At 40.2% G+C, this 24,719-nt stretch carries 21 protein-coding genes; 7 read left to right on the top strand and 14 right to left on the bottom strand.

Features of this window, described 5'->3' with window-relative positions:
* Nucleotides 1-88 precede the first annotated feature (88 nt).
* Nucleotides 89-982, bottom strand: a complete 894-nt coding sequence (locus AAEY55_RS14830; RefSeq protein ID WP_350551959.1) for a LysR family transcriptional regulator — start codon at nt 980-982, stop codon at nt 89-91.
* Between the two features lie 121 nt (nt 983-1,103).
* On the opposite strand from AAEY55_RS14830, the gene AAEY55_RS14825 reads away from it, so the two are divergent.
* Nucleotides 1,104-3,083, top strand: coding sequence for a ligand-gated channel protein (locus AAEY55_RS14825; protein ID WP_350551956.1), 1,980 nt, complete (start codon nt 1,104-1,106; stop codon nt 3,081-3,083).
* 394 nt (nt 3,084-3,477) lie between these two features.
* Nucleotides 3,478-4,335 (top strand): PA4780 family RIO1-like protein kinase, encoded by an 858-nt coding sequence (locus tag AAEY55_RS14820; protein ID WP_041454909.1) that lies wholly within the window; start codon nt 3,478-3,480, stop codon nt 4,333-4,335.
* Between the two features lie 162 nt (nt 4,336-4,497).
* Here the strand turns inward: AAEY55_RS14820 and AAEY55_RS14815 are convergent, their stop codons facing one another.
* Both AAEY55_RS14815 and AAEY55_RS14810 read right to left on the bottom strand, forming a co-directional pair.
* Nucleotides 4,498-6,084, bottom strand: a complete 1,587-nt coding sequence (locus AAEY55_RS14815; RefSeq protein WP_350551953.1) for a sulfotransferase — start codon at nt 6,082-6,084, stop codon at nt 4,498-4,500.
* Between the two features lie 82 nt (nt 6,085-6,166).
* Entirely contained in the window at nt 6,167-8,584 is a 2,418-nt protein-coding gene (locus tag AAEY55_RS14810) for a TonB-dependent receptor domain-containing protein (RefSeq protein WP_350551950.1), read from the bottom strand.
* A 374-nt stretch (nt 8,585-8,958) separates the two neighbouring features.
* On the opposite strand from AAEY55_RS14810, the gene AAEY55_RS14805 reads away from it, so the two are divergent.
* Nucleotides 8,959-10,053, top strand: a complete 1,095-nt coding sequence (locus AAEY55_RS14805; protein WP_086994578.1) for an NADH:flavin oxidoreductase/NADH oxidase — start codon at nt 8,959-8,961, stop codon at nt 10,051-10,053.
* Nucleotides 10,054-10,129: 76 nt separating this feature from the next.
* Here AAEY55_RS14805 and AAEY55_RS14800 read toward each other — a convergent pair whose 3' ends face one another.
* The 3 genes from AAEY55_RS14800 to AAEY55_RS14790 all read right to left on the bottom strand — a co-directional run bounded on the left by AAEY55_RS14800 (nt 10,130) and on the right by AAEY55_RS14790 (nt 13,287).
* Nucleotides 10,130-10,999 (bottom strand): DMT family transporter, encoded by an 870-nt coding sequence (locus AAEY55_RS14800; protein ID WP_350551947.1) that lies wholly within the window; start codon nt 10,997-10,999, stop codon nt 10,130-10,132.
* A gap of 244 nt (nt 11,000-11,243) precedes the next feature.
* Nucleotides 11,244-12,248 (bottom strand): Gfo/Idh/MocA family protein, encoded by a 1,005-nt coding sequence (locus AAEY55_RS14795; RefSeq protein WP_089369174.1) that lies wholly within the window; start codon nt 12,246-12,248, stop codon nt 11,244-11,246.
* 37 nt (nt 12,249-12,285) lie between these two features.
* A complete protein-coding gene (locus AAEY55_RS14790) occupies nt 12,286-13,287 on the bottom strand; it encodes an AraC family transcriptional regulator ligand-binding domain-containing protein (RefSeq protein WP_350551944.1) in 1,002 nt (333 codons plus the stop codon).
* A gap of 104 nt (nt 13,288-13,391) precedes the next feature.
* Here AAEY55_RS14790 and AAEY55_RS14785 point away from each other — a divergent pair, with 104 nt between their 5' ends.
* On the top strand, nt 13,392-14,993 hold the full coding sequence (locus AAEY55_RS14785) for a GMC family oxidoreductase N-terminal domain-containing protein (RefSeq protein WP_350551941.1): 1,602 nt from the start codon (nt 13,392-13,394) through the stop codon (nt 14,991-14,993).
* Between the two features lie 8 nt (nt 14,994-15,001).
* On the opposite strand, the gene AAEY55_RS14780 is transcribed toward AAEY55_RS14785, so the two are convergent.
* From AAEY55_RS14780 to AAEY55_RS14770, 3 genes are all read right to left on the bottom strand, one after another.
* Nucleotides 15,002-15,805, bottom strand: a complete 804-nt coding sequence (locus tag AAEY55_RS14780; protein WP_086994567.1) for a class I SAM-dependent methyltransferase — start codon at nt 15,803-15,805, stop codon at nt 15,002-15,004.
* Between the two features lie 178 nt (nt 15,806-15,983).
* On the bottom strand, nt 15,984-16,388 hold the full coding sequence (locus AAEY55_RS14775; RefSeq protein ID WP_011329893.1) for a hypothetical protein: 405 nt from the start codon (nt 16,386-16,388) through the stop codon (nt 15,984-15,986).
* A gap of 28 nt (nt 16,389-16,416) precedes the next feature.
* Entirely contained in the window at nt 16,417-16,836 is a 420-nt protein-coding gene (locus AAEY55_RS14770; RefSeq protein ID WP_011329894.1) for a DUF3429 domain-containing protein, read from the bottom strand.
* Between the two features lie 256 nt (nt 16,837-17,092).
* Between AAEY55_RS14770 and ahpC the strand changes: the two genes are divergently transcribed.
* Both ahpC and ahpF read left to right on the top strand, forming a co-directional pair.
* The gene (ahpC, locus tag AAEY55_RS14765) at nt 17,093-17,662 is read left to right on the top strand and encodes an alkyl hydroperoxide reductase subunit C (RefSeq protein WP_011329895.1); all 570 of its coding nucleotides are present in this window, start codon (nt 17,093-17,095) and stop codon (nt 17,660-17,662) included.
* A gap of 150 nt (nt 17,663-17,812) precedes the next feature.
* Nucleotides 17,813-19,384 (top strand): alkyl hydroperoxide reductase subunit F, encoded by a 1,572-nt coding sequence (gene ahpF / locus AAEY55_RS14760; protein WP_011329896.1) that lies wholly within the window; start codon nt 17,813-17,815, stop codon nt 19,382-19,384.
* 184 nt (nt 19,385-19,568) lie between these two features.
* On the opposite strand, the gene AAEY55_RS14755 is transcribed toward ahpF, so the two are convergent.
* The 4 genes from AAEY55_RS14755 to AAEY55_RS14740 form a co-directional block, all read right to left on the bottom strand.
* On the bottom strand, nt 19,569-19,760 hold the full coding sequence (locus AAEY55_RS14755) for a DUF3185 family protein (protein WP_011329897.1): 192 nt from the start codon (nt 19,758-19,760) through the stop codon (nt 19,569-19,571).
* 93 nt (nt 19,761-19,853) lie between these two features.
* A complete protein-coding gene (locus AAEY55_RS14750; protein ID WP_350551937.1) occupies nt 19,854-20,075 on the bottom strand; it encodes a penicillin-binding protein in 222 nt (73 codons plus the stop codon).
* A gap of 22 nt (nt 20,076-20,097) precedes the next feature.
* Entirely contained in the window at nt 20,098-20,868 is a 771-nt protein-coding gene (locus tag AAEY55_RS14745; protein ID WP_011329899.1) for an undecaprenyl-diphosphate phosphatase, read from the bottom strand.
* Nucleotides 20,869-21,069: 201 nt separating this feature from the next.
* Entirely contained in the window at nt 21,070-21,903 is an 834-nt protein-coding gene (locus tag AAEY55_RS14740) for a patatin family protein (protein ID WP_208835086.1), read from the bottom strand.
* An 871-nt stretch (nt 21,904-22,774) separates the two neighbouring features.
* Here AAEY55_RS14740 and ltrA point away from each other — a divergent pair.
* Entirely contained in the window at nt 22,775-24,049 is a 1,275-nt protein-coding gene (gene ltrA, locus AAEY55_RS14735; RefSeq protein WP_350551934.1) for a group II intron reverse transcriptase/maturase, read from the top strand.
* A 134-nt stretch (nt 24,050-24,183) separates the two neighbouring features.
* Here ltrA and AAEY55_RS14730 read toward each other — a convergent pair whose 3' ends face one another.
* A complete protein-coding gene (locus AAEY55_RS14730; RefSeq protein ID WP_011329901.1) occupies nt 24,184-24,636 on the bottom strand; it encodes an NfeD family protein in 453 nt (150 codons plus the stop codon).
* Nucleotides 24,637-24,719: the final 83 nt, after the last annotated feature.

Genomic DNA, 24,719 nt, shown 5'->3' with positions numbered 1-24,719 from the left:
GTCGAATAAAATTTAAACTCTTTTTGTGTTAATTCTTAACTGTTTGTTACTATTTGTTATATAGAACAAATAGTAACAGTTATAAGTGTTACTTAGTGCCTAGAGTGACTTCTGCGAAGTGCTTTTTTAAAATATCGAGTAACGCATAAGTCTTTGCAGCAATAAAATCTCGTTTTGGCGTTACTGCATACACAGTGTAGTTTGAACGTTGCCAGTCTTTATGAAGTTGCTTTAACTCTTTGTTTTTAATGCGTTCGCGCACTTCTGGCTCTGGTAGCATTGCATAACCTAATCCATCGCATACTAATTGAATAACTGATTGCATATTATTTACTTTTATACGCGGAGCATTAAGTGTGTATGGTGCGCTGTTTGGCTTAAATAATTGATAGTTTAAATGGCTGTGAGCTATATGAGCGTGCTGGTTTAATTGTTCAATACATTGATCATTTTTTGCTAAAGGGTGCGTCGCATTAACACAAAGAGCATAAGGCCATTGGGCTAATTTTCGGGCTATTAAATTTGAGTCGTTAAGTGGGCCAATACACAATGCTAAGTCGGCTCCTTCTTTAAGCATATCAACAGGTTCATCTGTCAAAAGTAGTTCTATGTTTAATTTTGGGTGTAGCTCTATTAAGCGTTTTAATGGTTCAGAAAGTAACCCAGCGCCAAAGCCAACAGGGGCAACTAATTTAAGTTTGCCACTTGGTATACCGGTTAAATACTGTAGTTTTTGTTTAGTCTGCTCTGCTGTTTGCAGCAGCTTTTTACAGCTTTGATAATAAATATCACCCGCTTCAGTTAAGCTTAATGATCGTGGACTACGATTGAATAAGTTTAACCCAACCTCTTGTTCTAATGTTTTAATTTGCTGACTTACAGCAGAAGTAGTCATGCCTAATTGTTTAGCAGCTAAGCTCATACTGTTTGTTTCTACTATGCGCACAAACATAGTTAACGAGCGTGTTAACTTGATATTCATAGTAATTAAGTTTTCCTTAATTTAATTATTAGCATACTTATATTGCTCGGCAATGCACTTACCACTAACATCGCAAATGCTAATCATTATCAATTAAGCAATTCTAACACGGGAAACAAATATGAACACCGCAAGTCGACAATTATTGCCTTTAAGTGCCGCAATTTTATTTACCTTTACAAATTATGCGCAAGCAAATAAAACAAACGATGATATGGAAGTGATGGTGGTCACTGCATCAGGGTATGAGCAGCTAATTAAAAATGCTCCTGCATCTATTAGTGTGATTGATAGAGAAGAGTTAGCGAGTCGTTTTTACCGTGATTTAACCGACGCTATGACAGACGTGCCCGGCGTTATAGTCACTGGCGGTGGCGACAGAAAAGATATTAGCTTACGTGGCATGGCTAATGGCTATACATTAATATTAATAGATGGCCAACGACAAACATCGCGCGAAACACGGCCAAACAGCGACGGCCCAGGCGTTGAGGGGGCATGGACACCGCCTATTGGGGCCATTGAACGTATAGAAGTTATTCGCGGTCCAATGTCATCTTTATATGGCTCTGATGCGATAGGCGGGGTAATCAATATCATTACTCGTAAAACACCTGAGCAGTGGTACGGCGAGGTGCGTTTAGATAGTACTATTCAACAAAGTAATGAGTCTGGGAACATTAACCAAGCTAACTTTTTTACAGCGGGCTCATTAGTTGATGAACTACTTGGAGTGCAGCTATACGGGCAATTTACAAAACGCGATGAAGATGACTTAGTAGCTGGTTTTAGAGGCAAAGAACAAAATAATCTTAAAGCTAAGTTTATAGTAACACCTAATAAAAATCACGAGGTTACATTAGAGCTTGGTCGTGCTGAACAAACGTTAGATGCGACTGTGGGTAAAACAATTGCGCCACTTGCTCCAGGGGAAAAGTGTGGCCGCCGTGGTTGCCCTGAATCAACAACTACACAATACGAGCAAAAAACCATCTCGGTAAGCCATAATGGTTATTATGACTTTGGTAGTTCTAATAGCTATATAAAGTACGATGAATACAATAATAAATCACGCGAAATGCTTATTAAAAATACTGATGCACAAACGATGTGGAGTATTCCGCTTGCGAGTGAGCATAATGCGACATTGGGCGCTTCCTATAAAAAAGAAGATTTAACCGATCATACCAGCAACAAATTAAGTGATGTATCGCAAATAGATAACGAGCAATGGTCTATATTTAGCGAAGATGAATGGCGAACCAGCGAGTTATTTGCATTAACCGGCGGTATTCGATACGACCATGATGGTAACTTTGGCGGCCATATTAGCCCACGTTTATATGGTGTGCTTAATGCGAGCGATAATTTAACCGTTAAAGGAGGTATATCTACCGGTTTTAAAGCACCTAGTTTACGAGCAACTACGCCAGAATGGGGGCAGGTTAGTCGCGGCGGTAATATATATGGTAATGCGAATTTGGCGCCTGAAAAATCAATAAATTATGAAGTAGGTGTTTATTACGATAAAGGTGAAAAGTTCAGTACCTCGGCCACTGTTTTCTATAATCAGTTTGACGATAAAATATCACGTATAGCTTGCCCATTAACTCAATGCACCGACGGTGCAAATGAATTTGGTTCAGACCCAACAACCTACGTAAATGTTGATGAAGCAGTAACACAAGGGTTTGAGCTATCAGCATCGCTTAAACTAAGCAGTAAAGTAAGTGCAAGCGCTAATTATACTTACACCGAATCGGAGCAAAAAACGGGCACTTATGCAGGAAGCCCATTAAATCAGTTACCAACACACTTACTGCAAACCTCTGTTAATTGGGTTTTAAGCGATGCATTTAGTGCATGGGCACGTATGCACTATCGCGGGGAAGAAAGCCAACCTACAACTGGGCCATCGCAAAGTAGCTTAATTGCTCCAAGCTATACCACAGCAGATTTAGGTGCAAACTATCAATTAAGTAACAACATTAAATTAGGCGTGGGGGTTTATAACTTATTTGATAAAGAAATTAGCGAAGTAGAGTATGGTTATGTAGAAGACGGACGTCGTTATTGGGCTTCTTTAGCATGGCAGTTTTAAGTGCTTTAATTAGCTATTTAATGACTTCTTTTTAAAAAAATAAATAATGGCTATATACTAAATAGCCATTATTTATCGAAATTTTCCGAGAAAACCCATTGATCGACACGGAGTGGCGTCGATGGGTAGTTCACTGCAGTAAATGCAGCCAGTATTAAAGTTTGTTTAAAAAAGCTGAAATATTATAAAATGCGGTTGGCTTTTACGCTTGAGTCGCTTATTCTAGCCACATATATGTAGCTGCTTAGTTTACACTTAAATGTTATTACTGCTTGCTACTACTCTATAATCGCACTTAATCCGCAAAGGTAACACCTCGTTTGAACCACCTAGACAACCATAACCAAGTTAATAAAATAAACGTTATTAGCGCCTTTTATTTAGCAGAAAATCTGTGAAAATTCCTAAACGCCTACAACCGCTAGTTGATGATGGTTTAATTGATGACGTACTCAGCAGGCTTATGAGCGGTAAAGAAGCCGATGTTTTTGTAGTGCAGTGTGGCGATCATATTCGCTGCGCTAAAGTTTATAAAGAAGCCAGTAAACGTAGTTTTAAAAAAGCCGCACAATATCAAGAAGGCCGTAAAGTTCGTGGTGGGCGCCAAGCGCGTGCTATGGGTAAACGCTCAAGTTATGGTCGCCAATTAGAAGAAGAAATTTGGCAAAATGCCGAAGTTGATGCGCTATCACGTTTAGCGAGTGCCGGTGTACGTGTACCCGACACCTACGGCTGTATTGATGGTGTGTTGCTAATGGAGCTTGTGTGCGATGACAGCGGCGATGTTGCCCCGCAGTTAGGTAATGTAGCCCTTAGTGAAGAAGAGGCGATTAGGCAGCATAGCTTAATGATGCATTACATTAAATTAATGTTGTGTGCGGGTATCATCCACGGCGACTTATCAGAATTTAATGTGTTGGTTGACAGCAAAGGCCCGGTAATTATTGACTTACCGCAAGCGGTTAATGCTGCAGCGAATAATAGCGCCGAAGCAATGTTTGCTCGCGATGTTAATAATATGCGCCGTTATTACGGCGAATATGCCCCAGCTTTATTGCAAACTCAATACGCCAAAGAAATGTGGGCATTGTTTTCTGAGGCTAACTTAACGGCTAACTCCACTTTAACAGGTGAATTTGAAGATAACAGTGAAGCCGCAGATGTTGATGCAATACTTGAAGAAATTGAAGCCGCTCGTGAAGAAGAGCTGGAGCGCTTAGACCGTATTCGAGACGTTGACGAAGATGCTTAAACTTAATTAAATTAAGCTGATGTCTAGCGTTTAGTAGCTAGACATCAAACCGTTGCAGTTAAATTCAATAAAACAAAGGTTAACTTAATCGCGGCCTGAGCCCGTATAAAGCAAATGTTTTTTGTTTTAACGCTTTCTCTTTCACCTTGAGTAATTTAGCTGTTATTTCACTCCTATTCCCTGCGCTTTAAAGTACTGCTGCATTTCATTTGTATGTGGTTTAAATGCACGCCAGCGGCCAATGGCTTTGTTGTTGAGCGGTTGACGAACCTGCACTTTACTGGCGGTAGAAACCGGCGCTGTATTTAAATGAAAATCAATACACTGCGGTTGCCACGCTAAATCACAAAACTTAACTAAATCTTTAATTTGCACTTCGGGCTGCGCTACTAATTCCTCGTACTGAACTAATTTTATTGTATTTTTATGCAAACTTTGAAAATGCTGCATTAGTTTATAAAAACGGTTATAAAATTTAGCGGTATCAAGTAAGTCTAACGAATAAGCATAATAAGGGTTATTAATACTAAATAGTTGGCGATAGTTACCTATACAGGTGTCCATTGGATTGCGTAGCAGGCAAATTATTTTTGCATTAGGTAATGCTTTAGTTATTAAATCAATATAAAAAAAGTTAAAGGGGAGTTTATCAATAAAGTGTTTACTATTGCCTGTAACTACACGGGTAGCATTTAAGTAATGAGTGCCAAGTTGCTCAAAGTTAATTTGATAGGCGCTACTCAAGGTTTGGTTATCAAGCACGTGCGGCGAGGTGGTTTGGCTTATTTTTTTAACACACAAGCCAAAGTCTTGCAGCTCCCCTGCTGATTGCACGTCGCTGTGGCTTGATAAAATACGCTCTACTAAGGTGGTGCCAGAGCGCGGCATACCTAAAACAAAAATAGGCTCGTTGCTTGGGTTACCTGAGGCGTTTGGCTCGTTATGCTCAAGGCTTAATTTTTTAATATGTGCAAATAAAGCCGCTGAGCCCTCATTATCAAATGGTCTTTTTTTAAGTTTATCGGCTTTACCTTGTTGCAGTGCTAAAAAGGCATCCGAAAATGCGCCAATATCTTGATATTCTTTTGCTAGAGCATGGCCAATATGTAGTTTTGCATCGGGGTGAGTAACCTGTTCAGCAACCGTTTTTAAGCGTTCAATATGGTTAGCTTGCGTACTTGCCTTAGTTAAATCGCTCAATGCAAAGTGGCTTTGGTGGTGTAATGGTTTTAGAGTAATAGCATTTTCAAACGCATTTTGAGCTTGCTCAAAAAGGCCTAAAAACTTAGCGCAAACACCAAAGTTATAAAAGAACTGTGCTTGCGGAGTTTGTTTATTATTTGCCAGTGTTAACGCGTATTCAAAGTAATTTATCGCTTGTTCGTGTAAACCCGCTTGTGTGAGTGCAACGCCTAAAGTGTCTGCATCCAGCGCTTTGGTTATTTTGCTAAGTGCAACACTTAATGCGGTTGTTTTGGCTTTTTGTAGTTGTCCTGTAAGTGCGTAACATTTTGCCAGTTGCGCTGTGTATTCAACACTTTCTTGCAAACCTTGCGCTTTTTCAATCAGCTGAATGGCTTTGTAAATTTGCCCCACTTGTAGGTTTACCATAGCTAGTAAAAAATAGCCGTCTGCAAAGTCTGGTTTTTGGGTAACAAGTTCAACTAAAGTTTTATGTGCTTGTTGCACATCACCTTGGTTTAAGTAATTTATGGCGCTTTGATGTAACTGTTTTAGGCTAGGGGGCATAGTTAGCTCGTATAAATAAAAAGGCTCAAATAAATTTGAGCCTTTATGACATAGATTAAGTACAGTTTAAATGTAATTTAAATTATATTTCAAACTTGTAGTTAAATTTAATGCCTACCGTAAGAGGGCGGTTAATGTAATGGCCATAGTTGCGTTGTATTTCTGCGCCATTAGCACTTGTAATATCGGCATCTGAGCGACGCACCGATGTAACAGCATATTTATTAAACATATTATCAACATATAATGTAGTTGACCACGCATCTGCTGTTAACTTAGCAGAAATATTACTTAAGCTGTAACCTGGTAGTACTTCACCACTATCACGTAAACCAACTTTGGAAATAACGTCGCTTTGCGCAGTTAAGCCGTAGTTTATATCTAATGTTTTGTCGTTAAACACGTCAGTTTGGTAATTAATACCTAATGAAAACTGATGCTCTGGTGAACCAGGTAAACGATCGCCATCTGCAGCGCCATCACTCCCGTCGGCGTTAAATAAAAATGGTGCATCTGATGTTAGCTCCGCTTTAGTGTAAGCGTATGTTGCATAGGCGCTAAATGAGTCTGATAAAATAGCGCGAGTAGCAATTTCAATGCCTTTTGCGTTAGCACTGCCAGCGTTTGAAAGGTAAGGCAGTTGCCCCACTGCGGTTGCCCCAGTAATTTGCGCATTGTCCCAATCTACGTTAAAGAGTGCAGCGTTAAAGTGTAACTGACTTCTAAACCATGTACTTTTAAAGCCAAGCTCGTAATTGGTTGTTATATCGGCATCAAATAGCATTTCATCTGGTTTACCACAGCCTGTTTGTTGATCATCAGGAAGTGGATCAGGGCACGGAACCAAGCCATTTGAACCACCAATTCTAAAGCCTTCACTTACCGTTACATAGCCCATTACGGTGTCATTAAATTGATACTTTGCGTTAAACTTTAACAGATTACCGTTATCACTTGCTGCATTCTCTTCAAAGTTAATAGCGATATCGTTAGGGCCAGCACCATCATATAATGTATTTGCTAACGGAAAGTCAAAAGCGGCTTTAGACTTTACATCGTATTCGTAAAAGCGCACACCAAGCGTTATATCTAGTTTGTCGGTTACTTGATAACCCACTTCACCAAAAAGAGCCGACTCTGTTACTTTGCTGCTCGTTATTTCTAGGTACTCTAGTGCATCAGGTCTAAGTTGAGTTGCGCCAAAGTTATCAACCGCAAACTGATCAAAACCTGGTGTAAATTCTCTGCTTGATGCATCTGTGTCTTTTTTATTATAAAAACCACCTACTATCCAACTAAAATCGCTATCACTTTGTGATACTAAACGCAGCTCTTGGGTAAAAGTATCTACTTCATCAATTTCGCGGGTAAATGTTGAAAATGCTGGAAATTCTTCGTAGCCATAATCAAGACGGATCAGTAAATCTGTTTGGTCGCGTTGACCTTCAGCTTCAAAGCTTGATATACCGGTAGCCGATACTAACTCTGCAAAGCCTAAGTCTGCTTTGAGTTCTAGGCTAAGTAATTGATCTTCTTTCACGCGTGGCTCTTCGTAACGATACGCTGATTCGTACTTACCAATTATATCGCTTAAGCCATTGTTTGCATTTAAGCTGTTGCTATGAACAATTGAACGACCTTCGCTGTCTTGTTTTTGATAAAAATAGTTAAGCGTACCTTCAAAAGACTCACTCGCTTTATAACGAACTGATATACGCCCTGTAGTGGTTGTTTCGCCATTGGCATCTTTTACTTGTTTAAGGTTGTTGTTAACGGCATCAGTATTGCTCCAATCAGGATCGCTAAGCGATACTCCCGGCTCACGAACAACATAATTGTAATCTACAAAACCCGGATCTTTATATAGGTTTAAGCTAGTACGTATGGCAAGCGTATCTTCAATAATTGGTAAGTTGAAAATAAAGCCGCCTTCACCGCCTACTGAGTCACTTTCTTGGGTTTGAAAAACATCACCGTAAATTTCGCCTGAGGTATAATCAAGCTCTGGCGCTTTTAGCATGTAACGAATGGCGCCGCCTAATGTACCTGCGCCATATAATGTACCTTGTGGCCCAATGAGTACTTCTACGCGCTCAATATCAACGAGGCGCATATCAACGCTTACCGGAATTTCATTAATATATGTTGCTACGGTGCCGCCATCTGACGCTGGACCCGATGAGTTAGTATTTAAACCACGTACAATAATAGGTGAGCCTTCGCGGCCACCTTGGTCAGTAATTGTTAAACCAGGAACCCAGCGTGCTACATCGGCAAGTTCACTAATGTTTTGATCTTTCATTACATCAGCGTCAAGCGCGGTTATATTAAGTGGTGCTGCTTGTACAGAGCCGCTGCGTCGTGTTGCCGTAACCTCTATAACTTCAAGTGATTTGTTTTTTGTAACCACTTGTTCTTGAGCTGAAGCGGTATTAGAGAATAAAACCACACTTGAAAGTGTGCTTGAAATAGCCAAGGTTAACAGGCTTGGTTTAAACATAAAAAGTGATCCTAGTTCAATAAAATGTGTTTATAAATGAGCGCTAATAGTATCAGGGGGTTTTAGTGATGGAAATAAAAATATGAATTTTAATTCACTTTTTTAGAATAAAAATATAAAAGTGAGTTTGAGTGTTTCACGCTGTATATTAAATAAACAAAGGCGTTGCTTTAAAATCAACCAAAATAATAATTGTGCCTAATATAGATAAAAACTGGATAATGAATAGTTTAAAACGTTATTACTTATATTTTTATAAACACTATAAAAATGAATATTCCCCCCCATAATCTTTATAAATACACGTTTAATTATTGATAACACGAACAGCACAATTTAGTTGTGGCTGTGAGTCAGTTATATGAGGATTTATAATGTCAAAGCTGTTTTCACCATTGTCACTTGGTAAGTTAAGCCTAGATAATAGAATTATTATTGCACCCATGTGCCAGTACTCGGCCAACAATGGCGCTGCAAGTGACTGGCATACCATTCATTTAGGGCAATTGAGTTTAAGTGGAGCGGGTTTACTTATTTTAGAAGCGACGGCCGTTAATCCCGAAGGGCGAATTAGTTACGCCGATTTAGGATTATGGGATGATACTACCCAAGCTGCATTAGCAAAAAGTTTAACGGCCGTAAGACAATACAGCCCAATGCCTATTGGTATTCAATTAGCCCATGCAGGTCGAAAAGCGTCAACCGATAAACCATGGGATGGCGGTGGGGTACTTATGCCCGATCACCTCAATGGTTGGCAAACGGTTGCGCCATCAGCCATTGCCTATGATGAAAACAGCCCCACTCCCAAAGCGATGAACCAAGATGATATAGATTCGCTCATAAGTGACTTTGTTAATGCGGCAAAGCGCGCTGACGAGTTGGGCCTTGATTTAATAGAAATACATGGCGCACACGGTTATTTGCTACACCAGTTCTTATCGCCGCTGGCAAACAAACGTGATGATCAATACGGTGGTAGCCTAGAAAATAGAATGCGATTATTACTCGACGTATTTAAAGCTGTAAGAACGGCATTTCCAAGCAATAAAGCGGTGGGTGTACGTATTTCAGCAACCGATTGGGTTGATGGTGGTTGGGATTTACCGCAATCAATTGAACTGGCAAAAGCACTTGACGCGTTAGGATGTGACTTTATTCATGTAAGCACTGCGGGTTTAAGCCCTGAGCAAGATATACCTGTTGCTAAGAATTTTCAGGTGCCGTTTGCAACCGCCATTAAACAGGTTGTTAATATGCCAGTGATAGCGGTGGGTTTAATTACCGAGGCGCAGCAAGCTGAAAGTATTATTAGTGATGAACGTGCTGATGGTGTCGCTTTAGCGCGGGGGATTTTATATAACCCACATTGGCCTTGGCATGCTGCGGCCGAGTTGGGCGCGCAAGTACAAGCACCAAAGCAATATTTGCGTTCAAGCCCACATGGCCAGCCATCCTCTATAAAATAGTGAATAACTTAACTGCAAAACCCAAGCAAATAGCGTGGGTTTTGTGTGTCTCAGTAGCTTAATATTTAATTAAATATTAAGCAGGAACTGGCTGCTTTTTACTGTTTGACGTTGAGCTACCAACCGAGGCAATAATAACTAATAAAATAGCAAGCCACTGCCAAATGCTAAGTAGTTCACCTAAAATAACTAAGCCAGCGAGTGCTGCAATAGCGGGTTCAAGGCTCATCATAATGCTAAACCCTTGCGGCGACATATTACGCAGCGTGATCATTTCTAGGGTATACGGCAGGGCGCTTGAGAGTACTGCAATAGCAATACCTAACGGAATAATATCCCAACTGAATGAAGAGGCTTGCAAAATTCCGCCATAGGGCACAAGTACAATGGCCGAAATAGTCATACCCATAGCCACAGTTGCACCACCAGAGCCTTGATTACCGGTTTTTTTACCAAAAAGAATATAACCTGCCCAACATGCACCAGCGGCAAGAGCCAATATAACGCCAACCGGATCTAGGCTTTCTTGGCCTTTCATATCAGGCAGTAATAATAAAATGCCCGCAATAGCACAGCCTACCCAAAATAGATCACGCTTACGGCGCGATGAAAATAATGCAACTGCTAATGGGCCGGTAAATTCAAGTGCAACGCCAATACCCAGTGGAATACGCTCTATGGCGTAATAAAACAAAATGTTCATACCGCCGAGGCTCAGGCCGTAAATTAAAATAGGAAATCGTTGGCCTGCGGCAGGTAAGTGTTTCCACGGTTTAAAAATCAGGCATAAAATAGTGGCAGAAAAACCTAAACGCAGTGCAGTAGTCCCTTCAGGGCCTACAATAGGGAAGAGTTGCTTGGCAAGCGACGCACCAGATTGGATAGTTACCATAGCGAGCAATATACAAAAAACAGCGAGTAAGAGTTCTTTCGTAGATGAATGCATTATTTTCCTTGTATATCACTATTAAATTTGGCGCATTCTACCTGTTTTTGATACTCGAGGTAAACTTATTCGATAAACAACATATTAAGCAACTTACGCTTTGTTATTGTTAAAGAAAACATATGTTGTTGCGACTGTTAAGCTCGTTGCTTCACAAGCTAAAAAGTAGTTAAAAACGTATGAGCGTTAGCTTTTAAACTAACACTCATATTATAAAGCGGCTAATAGGCACTATAGCAAAGGTTTAATTTGTCTCAAACGCTTTATCGTTTGGGTATACAACACCTAATTGCGCGCGAGCGGTATCAAGTACATGCATTACTTCAACACTAAGCTGGTGTGTATTAATATCCGATTGCGGCGCTTTTTGTGTCACCATTTGCATAAAATGATCAACTTCATATTTCATAAAATGCTCGTCAAAAGGCTGCGAAAGTAGTTCACGTTCACCGTTGTTAGCAATAAACTCTACTTTTTTGAGTTGCGACACTGCTTCAATCCGAATGCGACCAAGTTCGCCTTGTATTTCGGTAATATTATCGCCTTGCGATATTTTTGAGTAGCTGATCACCGCTTGTTTATCGTGATAATTTAAGAGTACATCGCCTGCGCCATCTACACCTGTATCAAGGAGTACACCACTTGCGTGTACACTATTTGGTGCGCCCCACAGTGCTATTAATAAATACAGTGGATAAATGCCTAAATCAACCAAAGCACCATTAGCAAATTGAGGTAAAAAGGTATTTGGGCGCTCGCCATTTTTATATTTATCGTAGCGCGACGAATATTGACTATATTGTCCAATAAACTTACGCGGCGTACCAATTTTTAGCATGGCCTGTTGCAACAGTGCAAAGTTGGGTAAATGCGTGGTCATCATGGCTTCCATGTATAAGCATTGATGCTTTTTAGCGGTTGCTATAATAGCGGCTAGTTCGGCACTATTGGCCGCTGCTGGTTTTTCTCCCAGTACATGTTTACCTGCTGCTAAGCATTGCACTGCATATAACTGATGTAAGCTATTTGGTGCGGCAATATAAACGGCATCTACGTGCTCGTCTTGACAAACTTGCTCTATTGAAGTAAAAATTTTTGCTTGAGTATTTTTTGGGTGTTTAGCTAAAAAGGCTTCGCCGCTCGTTGTTGCGCGCGAGCACACACCATATAAATTAAAATCGATTAAGGTGTTGGCTGCTTTTAATAAGGTATCGCTAATAAAATTAGTACCGACAATAACAAAGTTCATACTCAACTCTATAAATTCATAAAAAGTGATACGCAGTTTAACAATTATTTGTTCTAAATGCGCGAGGAGAACAGCCAAACCAGCGTTTAACACTGGTGCTTAATGTGGCTTGTTCTTGATAACCCAATAATTCTGATATGGTTGATATAGTAAGTTGCCCTTGTGTTAGGTAGTGCTGTGCAAGTGCACGGCGCGTGGTATCTTTGAGCTTTACAAAGCTGGTATTATGCTTAGCTAGTTTGCGATGTAAAGTACGTGGATGCATATTAAGCGCCGCAGCAATCGTGTGATTAGAGCATTGATAAATAGGCAGCATAGGGCGCATTAACGCGCTTACTTGAATGGGTAATGGGCTGTTGTATTGACTATTTTTAGCTAAAAAGTTTCGTGCAGCCTCTACGTTAGTCAGCTCCCCTTGTTCAAGTGCTATGCTTAAGTCTTGTTTTGCAATCACAATACCTGCGCTGTTGCGGTGCTCTATTACTTTACAGTCAAAATAGCTGCTATAAGCATACTTATTGGTGGTGAGCTTTTGTGGTAAAAAAACTGTGATAGGTTTGCATTGGTTATTACTAAGCTTTTTAATCGCTCCCATGGCTAAGCCAATTGTTAGTTCGGTAACTTGGTTAATGTTAGGTAGCGGGTTGAGGTTAATTTCGAACGATAAAAATAAGCTTTTATCGTCCTCTAATGGATGAGCCGTAAGCCGAAGAGCAGGGCTGTGCAAATGTAAGTATTTAACCACCCAATCGAGTGCATCACTTAAATAGGTACCGCTTTTAGCGGCAATAGAAATATAACCCAAAATATCAAAACTTTGTCGGCTGGCGAGCCTTAAGCCAAAGCTGGGGCAATTAAATTGTTGTGCGCAGTATTCTAATAATGCTGCATAGCAACGATAGCTTACATATTGGTTTTCGAGCTGAGTAAAATCAACGTTAATATTACACTCCTGCATAATGGCAGCTACATTTGCGCCAAATTCTAAAATTAGCGTATCAATACCTTGTAAAGACGTGGCTCTTATTAAGCTGCTCATAGTTAACCTTTGCTGTTGAGTGTCTAAAAATATCAAGTTTTTATGTTTTTATCTATGCAGTATTATGGTTATGGGCAATTTGTGAAAATTATAAAAGGCATGCTATGAATACAACATTTGACTACATTGTAGTAGGCGCGGGCAGTGCAGGGTGTGTTATTGCCTCGCGGCTATCAGAAAATGCCAATGTAAGTGTGTGCTTAATTGAAGCAGGCTCTAGCGATAATACTGCTTTTGTACAAATGCCTGCAGGGGTTGCTGCAAGTGTGCCTTATGGTATTAATAGCTGGCATTACAATACAGTAGCGCAAAAAGAGCTGAATAATCGCTGTGGTTTTATGCCACGAGGTAAGGTATTGGGTGGCTCAAGCTCTATTAATGCCATGGTGTATATTAGAGGCAATAAATACGATTACGATCAGTGGGCGGCCAATGGCAATAGTGGCTGGGATTATGACAGTTTATTACCCTACTTTATAAAAGCCGAAAACAATAAAACATTTACCAATAGTGAGTTACATGGCACACAAGGGCCACTTCACGTACAAGAATTGAATGAGCCAAGCCCAGTAAATCAATGTTTTTTAAATGCCTGCGTTGAGCAAGGGGTGAGTTTAAATAACGATATAAATGCAACCGAGCAGCAAGGTGCTAGGCTTTCACAGGTTACGCAACATAATGGAGAGCGTTGCAGCGCAGCTAAAGCGTACTTAACTCCTCATTTAAAACGTGCAAACTTAACCGTATTAACCAATAGCCATGTAAATAAAGTAATAATAAACAATAATATGGCGCAAGGTGTACAAATTGAACGTAATAAACAGGTGGTTAATTTATACGCCAATAACGAAGTGATCCTCAGTGCCGGGGCAATTAATTCGCCGCAACTATTAATGCTTTCAGGAGTTGGCCCCAGCAACCATTTACACGCACATAATATTAAGGTGATAGTACCATTAGAAGGGGTGGGGGCTAACTTACACGACCACCTTACAGTGGTGCCTTTGTATAGAGCAAAAACCAGTAAAGGCACGTTTGGTTTGAGTATCCCAGGGGCTGCTAGGGTGTTAAAAGGCTGTATAGATTGGTTTAGTAAGCGCCAAGGGTGCTTAACTACTAACTTTGCAGAGTCGCATGCATTTATTAAGTTATTTGATGACTCCCCCGCGCCTGACGTACAGCTAGAGTTTGTGCTGGGTTTAGTAGATGATCACAGCCGAAAATTACACACTGGCCATGGTTACAGTATTCATAGTAGTATTATGCGCCCTAAAAGCCGCGGTACTGTTAAGTTAGCCGATAGTGATCCGCGCAGCGCGCCGCTAATCGATCCTAATTATTTAAGCCATCCCGACGATATAAAAGTGATGTTACAGGGCCTTAAAAAAACACTACAAATAATGCAAAGCAGTGCATTTGATGCCATCCGTGGTGACATGGTTTACCCGCTTGATATAAATAACGATGAGCAATTGATTGAATTTATTCGTCAAACGGCCGATACCGAATACCATCCGGTAGGCACCTGTAAAATGGGTAATGATCCACTTGCAGTAGTTGACAATGAGCTGCGAGTTTACGCTATACAAGGGCTACGTGTAGTAGACGCCTCAATTATGCCCAGCATAATAACCGGTAACACCAATGCTGCGGTTATTGCTATTGCTGAAAAAGCGGCCGATTTAATTAAGCAGGCTAATCCTTAAATTAAGCGTTAAGCATAAAAGGCATTAAGCCATTGTTGCCAGTCGTGTTCTAGGCGCAGCATTTGCTGATGCTTTTTGGCATTTAAGTGTTTGTTTTCGTCCTCGGTTGCCATATAAGGGCCAACACGACAAAGTGGGCAGTGATTTGGGGTTAAATAATGCGGCAAAGTAAGATGGCAGCTTAACTCGCTATGCTGTTTTGGGCTAAATACATAGGTAATACCGCTGGTGTCTTTTACGTGTTTATCACGGTCAACATTGCGAATTTTATAACCAGCAAAGCGGCTAATATCAAACGGCATTTGCCCTAAATACTCAGCGTTTAAATGTGCATTTAAACTGCCTTCTATATTCCACTCCCGATAAGGCTTTACGTCTTTTGAAGTGATATAGCACAGCATTGGGCCATTGGGGTTAAGTGCATACTCGTTAGCGTATTTTATAAATTGGTGCAGTAAAGCACGATTAAATACGTTCATACTGGTTTGTTGAGTATTGTTTTCAAACGCTTCGCGGCCCACAAAGGCAGGAACAAGCGGAAATTGAAAAATAACCACATCAAAGCTATGTAAGTTAACGTTTAGGTTTTGCCAGCACTGGGGTTTTGTAACATCAAAGCTATTAAGTACGGTTACCTTATTGGCTTTTAATGTGCTTAGTGCATTGTCTTGGTATTTATACTCAATAGTGGCTGTGTCATCAAACGTAGAGGCAACCAATAAGCTCGGCTTTAGGTGTTGATGCAGCGCGTTAGAAAACGATAAATCGCCATCGCCCACAGTGAGTATTTTCCATTTGGGATTTAGGTACATAAGTTATTTAACCTGGACTCTGGTTAAGAGATTTACTAACGTATTGAATCATATTTATATTTAATTTTCTCTAGCCAGAGGTTTTCAGTGAAAACAAGGCGAATTTACGCGTCAATAGCTGGCCTATTGCAAGTAAATTCAACGCAGTTAGCGCTGAAAATAGCTGCTTGAGATCAGGTTATTTAGTATTTTTATCGCTATTTGCAATGATAACGTCGGCGTTATTATTTAGCGCTTGTTGCTCATATAAACGCAGCATGGCTAAACGTGTTTTTAACCCTTCAATGGCCACTTGCTTAAGTATAAGGTTAAAGGTAATTAAAATTGCGAACATAATATGAATAGGGCCATGGGTAAAGCCAGCGTCTATGTCGTAAATAGATAAGCCAAACAAAACAAATAATACCACCATAAGTATTTCAATGAGTTGATTAGAATAAAAGCTCAGACGGCCTTCACTTTTATGATCTTTTTTTATACTAATGGCGCAAAAAAATGGAATAACTTTAATTTTAAATACCGCTTTTTTTTCTACGTAGTTTTCGCCAAGCGTATTAAGTTGCTGGCGCAATTGGTCAATCATGGTGTGCCCTTAAGCGCAATAGTGTAAATTAGTTAGGGTAAATGCTCATACCAATAGTAAATATATGGCATACAAACACGACAGAGGTAAGTACAAAACGCATTTTTTGATAATCTTTATGGTAGCTTTGCCATTGCGGTGAGGCTTTTTCAAAAATAAGCACCAACCAAAAGCTTACCGCTAACCATGCAAGCGCCCATTCAACTGGTAAAAATGATAAAAACGGTACAGGTATAACTACAATAACTGCTTTTATAGCATTACTGTAACTTTGCTCACCAGCGCGCCATAAATTACCCGCCATAAAGGCTAAAATAGCAATGCTGTAAAAAGTAAAAAACTCTAAGTTTACACTGTTACTGCCAAACATTAGTGGCCAACCAACACAGCCTAAAAATGGGAGCAAGCCCAAGTAGCCTAGTTGTATGTGGTTAATAAATTTTTCCATAACAGCACGCCTCGTTTATATGGTGAGTATTTAGCGCGGCTATTGTAACAGTATTACTAATAGCTACCTTAAAAAATTGCGTATAAAAGTAATTTGCCAAACCACCATCTTAAAAACTGATTGAATCAATCTAAACAATCAATTTTATTTAAATTATCATTAGTCTTATAGTATTAATCAAGCCAACGCAGAAGGTCGTTTAAAACGATAGCGTTGATTACTTTTTAAATACATTAAACATAAATGAGGAAATACCATGAGCACTTCATTAATCAACACAAAATTACAACCATTCAATGCAACCGCTTACCACAACGGCGACTTTGTAGAATTATCTGAAAAAGACGTACTTGGTAAATGGTCTATTTTCTTCTTTTACCCAGCTGATTTCACTTTTGTATGTCCAACTGAACTTGGCGACATGGCAGATTATTACGCACAATTACAAGAAATGGGCGTAGAAGTTTATTCAGTATCTACCGATACTCATTTTACTCACAAAGCATGGCACGACACGTCAGACACAATAGGTAAAATTACTTACCCTATGATTGGCGACCCAACAGGGCGTATTACACGTAGCTTTGGCGTAATGATCGAAGAAGAAGGCTTAGCACTTCGCGGAACATTTGTAATGAATCCAGAAGGCGAAATTAAAATTATCGAAACTCACGATTTAGGTATTGGCCGTAGCGCTAAAGAACTTGTTCGTAAAGTACAAGCTGCACAATACATTGCAACTCACGACGGTGAAGTTTGCCCTGCATCTTGGCAGCCAGGTGAAGACACACTTGCACCTTCACTAGACCTAGTTGGTAAAATCTAAGTACTCGATTTACCTAGTAAGGGCAGGTAACTGCCCTTAAATCAATAAACATCCGTTTGTTGGTGCCTCCTATATCAATATACTTGTTTAAGCACATGCATTATTTGGCATGGGAGGCTTGCTGTTTAAATTTTCTAAAAGGGTTAAGCCATGTTAGATAACAACATAAAAAATCAATTAAAAAGCCATTTTGAATCGCTTACTCAACCTGTTGAGCTGCTTATCGCCTTGGACGACAGCAAAAAATCAACAGAAGTAGCAAGCTTAGCAAACGATTTAGCCTCACTAAGCGATAAATTTACGGTAATAAACAACCCAGACACAAGCGCGCGTCGTCCGTCAATGGTTGTACATTCACCTATTAAAAACACCCACATTACGTTTGCGGGTGTACCTATGGGCCACGAATTCACTAGTTTAGTGTTAGCGCTATTGCACACTGGCGGACATGCCAGTAAAGCAAAAGCCGAGGACATTGAACAAATAAAGTCGCTCGACCAAGCGCTTAATTTTGAAGTGTATATAAGCTTAAGTTGTCAAACCTGCCCACAAGTAGTGCAGGCTCTAAATACAATGGCAGCAACGAATAATAAAATTAAAGCCACCATGATAGATGGCGCGTTATTTCAAGGCGAAGTAGAAGAGCGCAACATTTTAGCTGTACCGGCTGTTTATTTAAATGGCGAACCATTTAGCCAAGGTGCACTAAGCCTAACCGACATACTCAATAAAGTAGATAGCAAAGGTGCACAGCGCCAAGCTGAGTCGTTAAGTAAAAAAGAAAAGTTTGACGTGTTAGTTATTGGTGGTGGGCCTGCGGGTGCATCGGCTGCTATTTACTCAGCACGAAAAGGGTTAAACACCGGTATTGTTGCAGATAGATTTGGCGGACAAGTAGCCGATACTTTAGCAATCGAAAACTTTATTTCGATTAAAGCCACCGAAGGGCCAAAACTGGTAGCACAACTAGAAGAGCACGTTAAAGAATACGATGTAGATGTAATGCATAATCAACGCGCAGCTAAGCTTAGTCGCAATAATAATGGTTACGAAATTACTCTAGAAAATGGCGCGGTACTGAGTGCTAAGTCGCTGGTACTGGCAACAGGCGCACGCTGGCGCGAAATGAACGTGACTGGCGAGCAACAATATCGTGGCCACGGTGTGGCATATTGCCCACATTGCGATGGGCCCTTATTTAAAGGCAAACCGGTTGCGGTAATTGGTGGCGGTAATTCAGGTATAGAAGCCGCGATTGATTTAGCCAATATTGTAGAGCATGTAACGGTACTTGAATTTGCCGATACATTACGTGCCGACGAAGTACTTATTCGCAAAGCTAGCAGTATGGCTAATATTACTATTATTAAAAGTGCACAAACAACCGAAGTACTCGGCGATGGCAAAAAAGTAACCGGTTTAACTTACACCGACCGCGTAAGTGGCGACAGTAAGCAGCTCACTCTTGCGGGCATATTTGTACAAATTGGTTTAATACCAAATACAGAATGGCTAAAAGACAGCGAGCTTGAACTGAGCAAATTTGGTGAGATTTTAATTGATGCCAAAGGCGCAACATCACTCCCAGGCGTTTATGGTGCGGGGGATGCAACCAATACGCCATTTAAGCAAATAATAATTGCTATGGGCAGTGGTGCAACAGCCAGTTTAGGTGCGTTTGATTACTTAATTCGCCACAGCGATGAAACAGAGCAAGCTTAATTTAGTTAATCTGCATCAGGTTAGTTAAAAAACGTCTCTTGATATAACAGCAAAAATACACCCATAGCTGTTTGTTCACCCAAGCCGCCCTTCTCCAAAGGCGGCTTTTTTTATATTTAATTTAGGGGTTAAATAAACACTGATTATTTTTGTTTTTTAACATGCAGCGTTTATAAGCTGTATGTTACTTAACCCTGGTAATGCCGACTATTATACACACAGCTCCACCGATCATACCGGCCCATGCTTCTATTGGCGTGTCGCCACTTAGCGCGCGGCTAACTTGTGAGCCAGCTGCTTCATAAACATCATACCCCCAAATAGCCAACGCAACGCCAATAATAATAAGCACAATACCAATCACTTTGTTATTCATAATAGATCCTTACTTTTTAGAGTGTTAGTTAAAAATACTTAGTAAATATACTAGTTAAATAATAGTAAATAAGCTAACGCAATTTATGATTATTTAATAGGTTGAATTTGGTGTGTGCTCTGGATTTATATCGCCGCCTACTTCCTCAGGATCTACATCGTTTATGAGGAGTGTTTCGCGCACGGCTTCAATATGATCAAGTACGGTTTGATAACGCTCGCCGTACTCGTATTTAGTCACCTCGATTGCTTTAGGCATGTAGGTAAATGCAATTTTAAGTGCGTGGAGGGCTTCTTGATTTATTTTTTCGTTCATTATTTTCTCTCTTAAATATGTTTTAAACGTAAGCTATGGTTAATAAAATAACACCAAATACAATGCGGTAAATACCAAAACTTACAAAAGTAAAGTTTTCTAAAAAGCGGATAAATAATTTAATTGTAAAATAGGCCACTATAAAAGAGGTAACAAAGCCTACAGCAAGGGCGGTTAAATCGTCAAAAGTAAATAAGTCATAATGCTTTAGCAAATCATACCCAGACGCTGCAGCAAGTACAGGTAAACCAAGTAAAAATGAAAATTCAGCACTGGCTTTGCGGTTTAAGCCACACAACATAGCACCTACAATAGAGCTACCCGCACGGCTTGTACCAGGAATAAGTGCAAATACTTGGGCTATACCAATCCATATTGCTTGCTTATAAGTCACTTGAGTAACATCGGTAGTGGTGCAGTTTTGTTCTTTATAATTGCGCTCTAGCAGTAAAAAAATCACCCCACCAACAATAAACATTACTCCCACAACAGGTACGTTAAATAGTGCTTTTATTACGTCACTAAAAATGAAAGCAATAATGCCTAACGGAATAAATGCGATGGCTACTTTTATCCATAAGTTAAGATGTTTTGGAGTGAACTTATCTTTATAGTTGGCTAGTACCGCTAAAATGGCGGCTAATTGAATAATTACGCCGAATGCTTGATTAGTAGCCGTTGCTTCTATACCCAACCATTGCGCTGCTACAATAATATGCCCGGTTGACGAAATAGGTAAAAACTCAGTAATACCTTCAATAATACCTAAAATAATTGCGTTAAAAATGTCCACGTTCAATGTGTTCCTAAATACTTAATAAAAAATACAATGGGAGTTGCTAATGCTCATAATATTTCATGAGAAACAATACATAACTCACTTATCAAAATTCCGCCATAGGATAAGAGCTTATTAACAATATCTAAAGTGTTTTAATGTTTATTTAAAATAAAGGGCAGTAATTTGAAATATACAGCTTAAGTTAGTTTTGAATTAAGCTAAAAATGCTTTTGCGGCGTCTACACCCATTTGGTAGCCAGTGTTAAGGGTTGCAAGCTTTTTAGTGGTACGGCCCACTTTAAAATTAACTGGTGGCGCTATAATATTTACCCGGCAATCAGCGGGTGGGTTATTAATAAAATCAATACTTTGGTTATAAACATCGGCTCTGGTGAGGGTTGTGTTAATAAGTGCCGGGTAGTTTTTATATATTTTTTTAGTTAACCATGGTGCTTTACTTGGCCTTTTACGATAACCCAAAGGCTGAGATAAAATAACGGTTATTTCACGTGCACCCATTTCATACGCTTTTATAACGGGAATAGAGTCGGCTACGCCGCCATCGGTCATGGCTATATTATTAATTATTGGATAGTCGCGATACGCAATAGGAATAGCACAAGACGCTTTTAATTGCTCGACCATATCGGTGCTGGTGGCTTTTAAGTAATGGGCTTTACCCGATTCGATAGCCGTAGTAACAATATAAAAGTCTGCCGGGTTTTGCGCAAACACTTCGGTGTTTAGCCGTATTTCACGAATGGTTTCTTGCCATAGCCAGTCTAAATCAAATAAATGGCCACCCTTTATAAAGCGCGCAAGATTAATAAACTCAGGACGACATGAATAGTCGGTGATCACTTTGTAATTGCGCATTGGTTGCTTGCATAAATAGGCGGCTACATTTGTAGCCCCTGCAGATACGCCAAAATAACGTGCAAATGGTTGATAGTTTTGTTTTAAAAACTCATCAAGTACACCGGCTGCAAAAATACCGCGCATTGCACCCCCTTCAACAACCAAAGTGTGTTTATGTTGATTTGTCATAACGATATATTCCTTACATCATTTTTTAATGCTATCAACTTAGTTAGCAAAGTGCGAGGGAGGAGGTAGGCGATTATTTATTATAAATACTCAACAAAATAAACGGGCAGTGTTTAATTGCCCGTTTATTGTTTGCCCAGCGAAGCTGGCAAACCCGATAGGCTGAAAGATGCCTTATCACCCTGACTAAGGGGAAGATAATCTGAATGGCAAGGGCGTCACTGGCCAACGGTGGGGTCTGAAGGAAGCCATAAGAAGTTAGAGGTACACAACTAACCGTAACCTGTTTCGGCAGTATTGGTGGGTCAGCGTGCAAAATAGCGCAACGCCCTATACTTAGTCAGACCAATACTGTGCTTGAGGGTGGGATTTCTAACAGGGAGCCAGTGCAGTAACTGGGGAAGCCTGGCATCTAAACTTAGTGTAAATAAGTGGCCTAAACTCAAGGGGAAACCCAAGGTTTAACGTCGGTGTGAGGTGGCAGATGAACCCGTAGTAGTGAGTAAGGCTAGGCCGATGAAAGCCAGTAATGGTGTGGAGGGGAAAACCAAGCCGACCATCAACATTATGTTTGATGGGGTCAATTTTAGCCAAAAGCTTTAATTGATTGCGAAGGGGGGAAGTATTCTTTAAGCGTATGAAAGACGAAGACTTTTGTTTATCGGCTCACAAGTATTTCGACGGAAATAGCCAAGACATGACGGCCAAGCAGGAATGTAGACGCTGAGAATTGAAGGGCGAGCAATGGAGTAATGGCTGACCACTTAGGCAGATTGCCAAAAAAAAAAAGGCTAGCACACCTAATGTCATCATGAAGATTCAGCGATAAGTAGAATGACACGAGCAGACATACCGCAAGCAAAGGCAGAAAATGACAGTTTACTACAGCTTGTACGGACAATTATTAGACATTAATAACCTGTACAAGGGATTCAAAAAAGTGAAAGCAGCTAAAGGAGCGGCCGGAATAGATAGGCAGTCCGTAGGCGCATTTGCCCTGAATTTAGAAGTAAACTTAAAACAACTGCAACTTGAGCTGCAAACCAAGCAATATAGGGCACAACCTGTCAAACGGGTGGAAATACCCAAAGATGATGGCGGTGTCAGAATGCTAGGTATCCCCGCAGTTCGAGACCGAATAGTGCAACAAACACTATTGAACATACTCCAACCGATATTCGACATCGACTTTCACCCATCGAGTTATGGGTACAGGCCGAAACGAAGCTGTCATGACGCTATCAGTAAAGCGAGTGTATTTATCCGTAAATACCATCGCGACTGGGTCGTAGACATGGATTTGTCGAAGTGTTTTGACCTGCTTGATCATGCTTTGATAATTAGCAGTGTTAGACGCAAAGTGACGGACAGTAGTATTTTAAAGCTGATTAATCAGTTCTTAAAAAGCGGGGTAATGATAGGCGAACACTGGGAGGCTAGTACGATAGGAAGCCCACAAGGTGGCGTAATTAGCCCGTTATTGGCGAATATCTACCTAGATGCTTTCGATCAAGAAATGAAAAAGCGTAATCACCGAATAGTGAGGTATGCAGATGATATCTTGATTTTGTGCAGCACAGAAAAAGCAGCGCAAGAAGCACTTAAGGCATCGACCCAAATACTAGAGCGAGACTTGAAATTAACCGTGAACCAAAAGAAAACCCATATTGCTCATAGCAGCAAAGGTGTGAAGTTTTTGGGAGTAGAGATAGGTAGCCAGTGGACACGGATACAAGCATCAAAACTCATCGTGTTTAAACAAAAAGTGAAGCAATTAACAAAACGTAACGGCGGCATAAATTTAGCAGAAGTAATAAAGCGGCTAAATCCAGTTGTGCGCGGTTTTGTAAATTATTTTAGTATAGCCAATTGTAAGCGAGAACTAAAAGCCTTGGCAGGTTGGATCAGACGAAGACTAAGGGCAATACAGCTGAGGTTGTGGAAGAAGCCATCAAGGCTACATCGACGACTAAAGCAGTTAGGGAAAAAGCCACCGTTTAAGTTCATAAAGATGAACTCGTGGCGTAACTCACTAAGCCCTTTATCTTGTGTATCGATGCCAAACCAATGGTTTGAGGAGCTTGGTTTATATCCAATAGAAAAAGTGAATACGGGATGGCTTGCTTTATCAGCGTTTAGGAAATAAGTTGATAAAATGTGAAGGGTACAGGAGCCGTATACGAGGTCCGTACGTACGGTTCTGTGAGAGGGATGAGGCATAAGCCTCACCCTACTCGATGTTATTTTAACGGTTTAGAAAAATATAATTGCTGTAGGTTTTTAAATGCTTTGAACCCACATTACACCAACTTCTTTTTTAGTTACTTTAACTTGCGTACCGGCGCTAATGGGCTGTTTGCTTTTAAGTTGCCAGCTAATGCCAGAATACTGATGAGTACTTAACCCTTCAATAGTCACATCTTGGTTAAGTACAAAAGTCAGCTCTGCAAAGTCGCTATTAACAGGTTTACGCTCAACATTATTTTGCATCCGCTTTAAGGGCTTCCAAAGCAATATAGAAATTGCAGCTGTTATTAGAGTATTACTCCAAAGCGCAGTGGTCATAGAGTCGGCTAATATTCCCATACTCATGAGCAGCCCGGTTATAAATAACGATAAGCCAAAAAATAACAATATAAAGGTAGAGAGCCCCAATACGGCTACTTCTATGATCAGCGCAAGAACCCCAAGTACCATTAAGGTTTGTGGTAAATTTTGGGTAATAAATTCCATACCGACTCGAGGATGTAACTAATTTTGTGTAACTGCCTATCATTATTTACTCTAAAAAGAGTTTAAGGATTAGGCGATGAACA

Origin of the sequence: Pseudoalteromonas sp. 120-MNA-CIBAN-0494, from assembly GCF_040308885.1 — a bacterium.
Lineage (GTDB): Bacteria > Pseudomonadota > Gammaproteobacteria > Enterobacterales > Alteromonadaceae > Pseudoalteromonas > Pseudoalteromonas nigrifaciens.
This window is presented reverse-complemented; position numbering and strand designations above follow the sequence as displayed.

What these genes read in the sequence shown, in the direction of transcription:
- AAEY55_RS14830 (WP_350551959.1), bottom strand. Translation starts at nt 982, where the DNA reads ATGAATATCAAGTTAACACGCTCGTTAACTATGTTTGTGCGCATAGTA.
- AAEY55_RS14825 (WP_350551956.1), top strand. Translation starts at nt 1,104, where the DNA reads ATGAACACCGCAAGTCGACAATTATTGCCTTTAAGTGCCGCAATTTTA.
- AAEY55_RS14815 (WP_350551953.1), bottom strand. Translation starts at nt 6,084, where the DNA reads ATGCCCCCTAGCCTAAAACAGTTACATCAAAGCGCCATAAATTACTTA.
- AAEY55_RS14810 (WP_350551950.1), bottom strand. Translation starts at nt 8,584, where the DNA reads ATGTTTAAACCAAGCCTGTTAACCTTGGCTATTTCAAGCACACTTTCA.
- AAEY55_RS14805 (WP_086994578.1), top strand. Translation starts at nt 8,959, where the DNA reads ATGTCAAAGCTGTTTTCACCATTGTCACTTGGTAAGTTAAGCCTAGAT.
- AAEY55_RS14800 (WP_350551947.1), bottom strand. Translation starts at nt 10,999, where the DNA reads ATGCATTCATCTACGAAAGAACTCTTACTCGCTGTTTTTTGTATATTG.
- AAEY55_RS14795 (WP_089369174.1), bottom strand. Translation starts at nt 12,248, where the DNA reads ATGAACTTTGTTATTGTCGGTACTAATTTTATTAGCGATACCTTATTA.
- AAEY55_RS14790 (WP_350551944.1), bottom strand. Translation starts at nt 13,287, where the DNA reads ATGAGCAGCTTAATAAGAGCCACGTCTTTACAAGGTATTGATACGCTA.
- AAEY55_RS14785 (WP_350551941.1), top strand. Translation starts at nt 13,392, where the DNA reads ATGAATACAACATTTGACTACATTGTAGTAGGCGCGGGCAGTGCAGGG.
- AAEY55_RS14780 (WP_086994567.1), bottom strand. Translation starts at nt 15,805, where the DNA reads ATGTACCTAAATCCCAAATGGAAAATACTCACTGTGGGCGATGGCGAT.
- AAEY55_RS14775 (WP_011329893.1), bottom strand. Translation starts at nt 16,388, where the DNA reads ATGATTGACCAATTGCGCCAGCAACTTAATACGCTTGGCGAAAACTAC.
- AAEY55_RS14770 (WP_011329894.1), bottom strand. Translation starts at nt 16,836, where the DNA reads ATGGAAAAATTTATTAACCACATACAACTAGGCTACTTGGGCTTGCTC.
- ahpC (WP_011329895.1), top strand. Translation starts at nt 17,093, where the DNA reads ATGAGCACTTCATTAATCAACACAAAATTACAACCATTCAATGCAACC.
- ahpF (WP_011329896.1), top strand. Translation starts at nt 17,813, where the DNA reads ATGTTAGATAACAACATAAAAAATCAATTAAAAAGCCATTTTGAATCG.
- AAEY55_RS14755 (WP_011329897.1), bottom strand. Translation starts at nt 19,760, where the DNA reads ATGAATAACAAAGTGATTGGTATTGTGCTTATTATTATTGGCGTTGCG.
- AAEY55_RS14750 (WP_350551937.1), bottom strand. Translation starts at nt 20,075, where the DNA reads ATGAACGAAAAAATAAATCAAGAAGCCCTCCACGCACTTAAAATTGCA.
- AAEY55_RS14740 (WP_208835086.1), bottom strand. Translation starts at nt 21,903, where the DNA reads ATGACAAATCAACATAAACACACTTTGGTTGTTGAAGGGGGTGCAATG.
- ltrA (WP_350551934.1), top strand. Translation starts at nt 22,775, where the DNA reads ATGACAGTTTACTACAGCTTGTACGGACAATTATTAGACATTAATAAC.
- AAEY55_RS14730 (WP_011329901.1), bottom strand. Translation starts at nt 24,636, where the DNA reads ATGGAATTTATTACCCAAAATTTACCACAAACCTTAATGGTACTTGGG.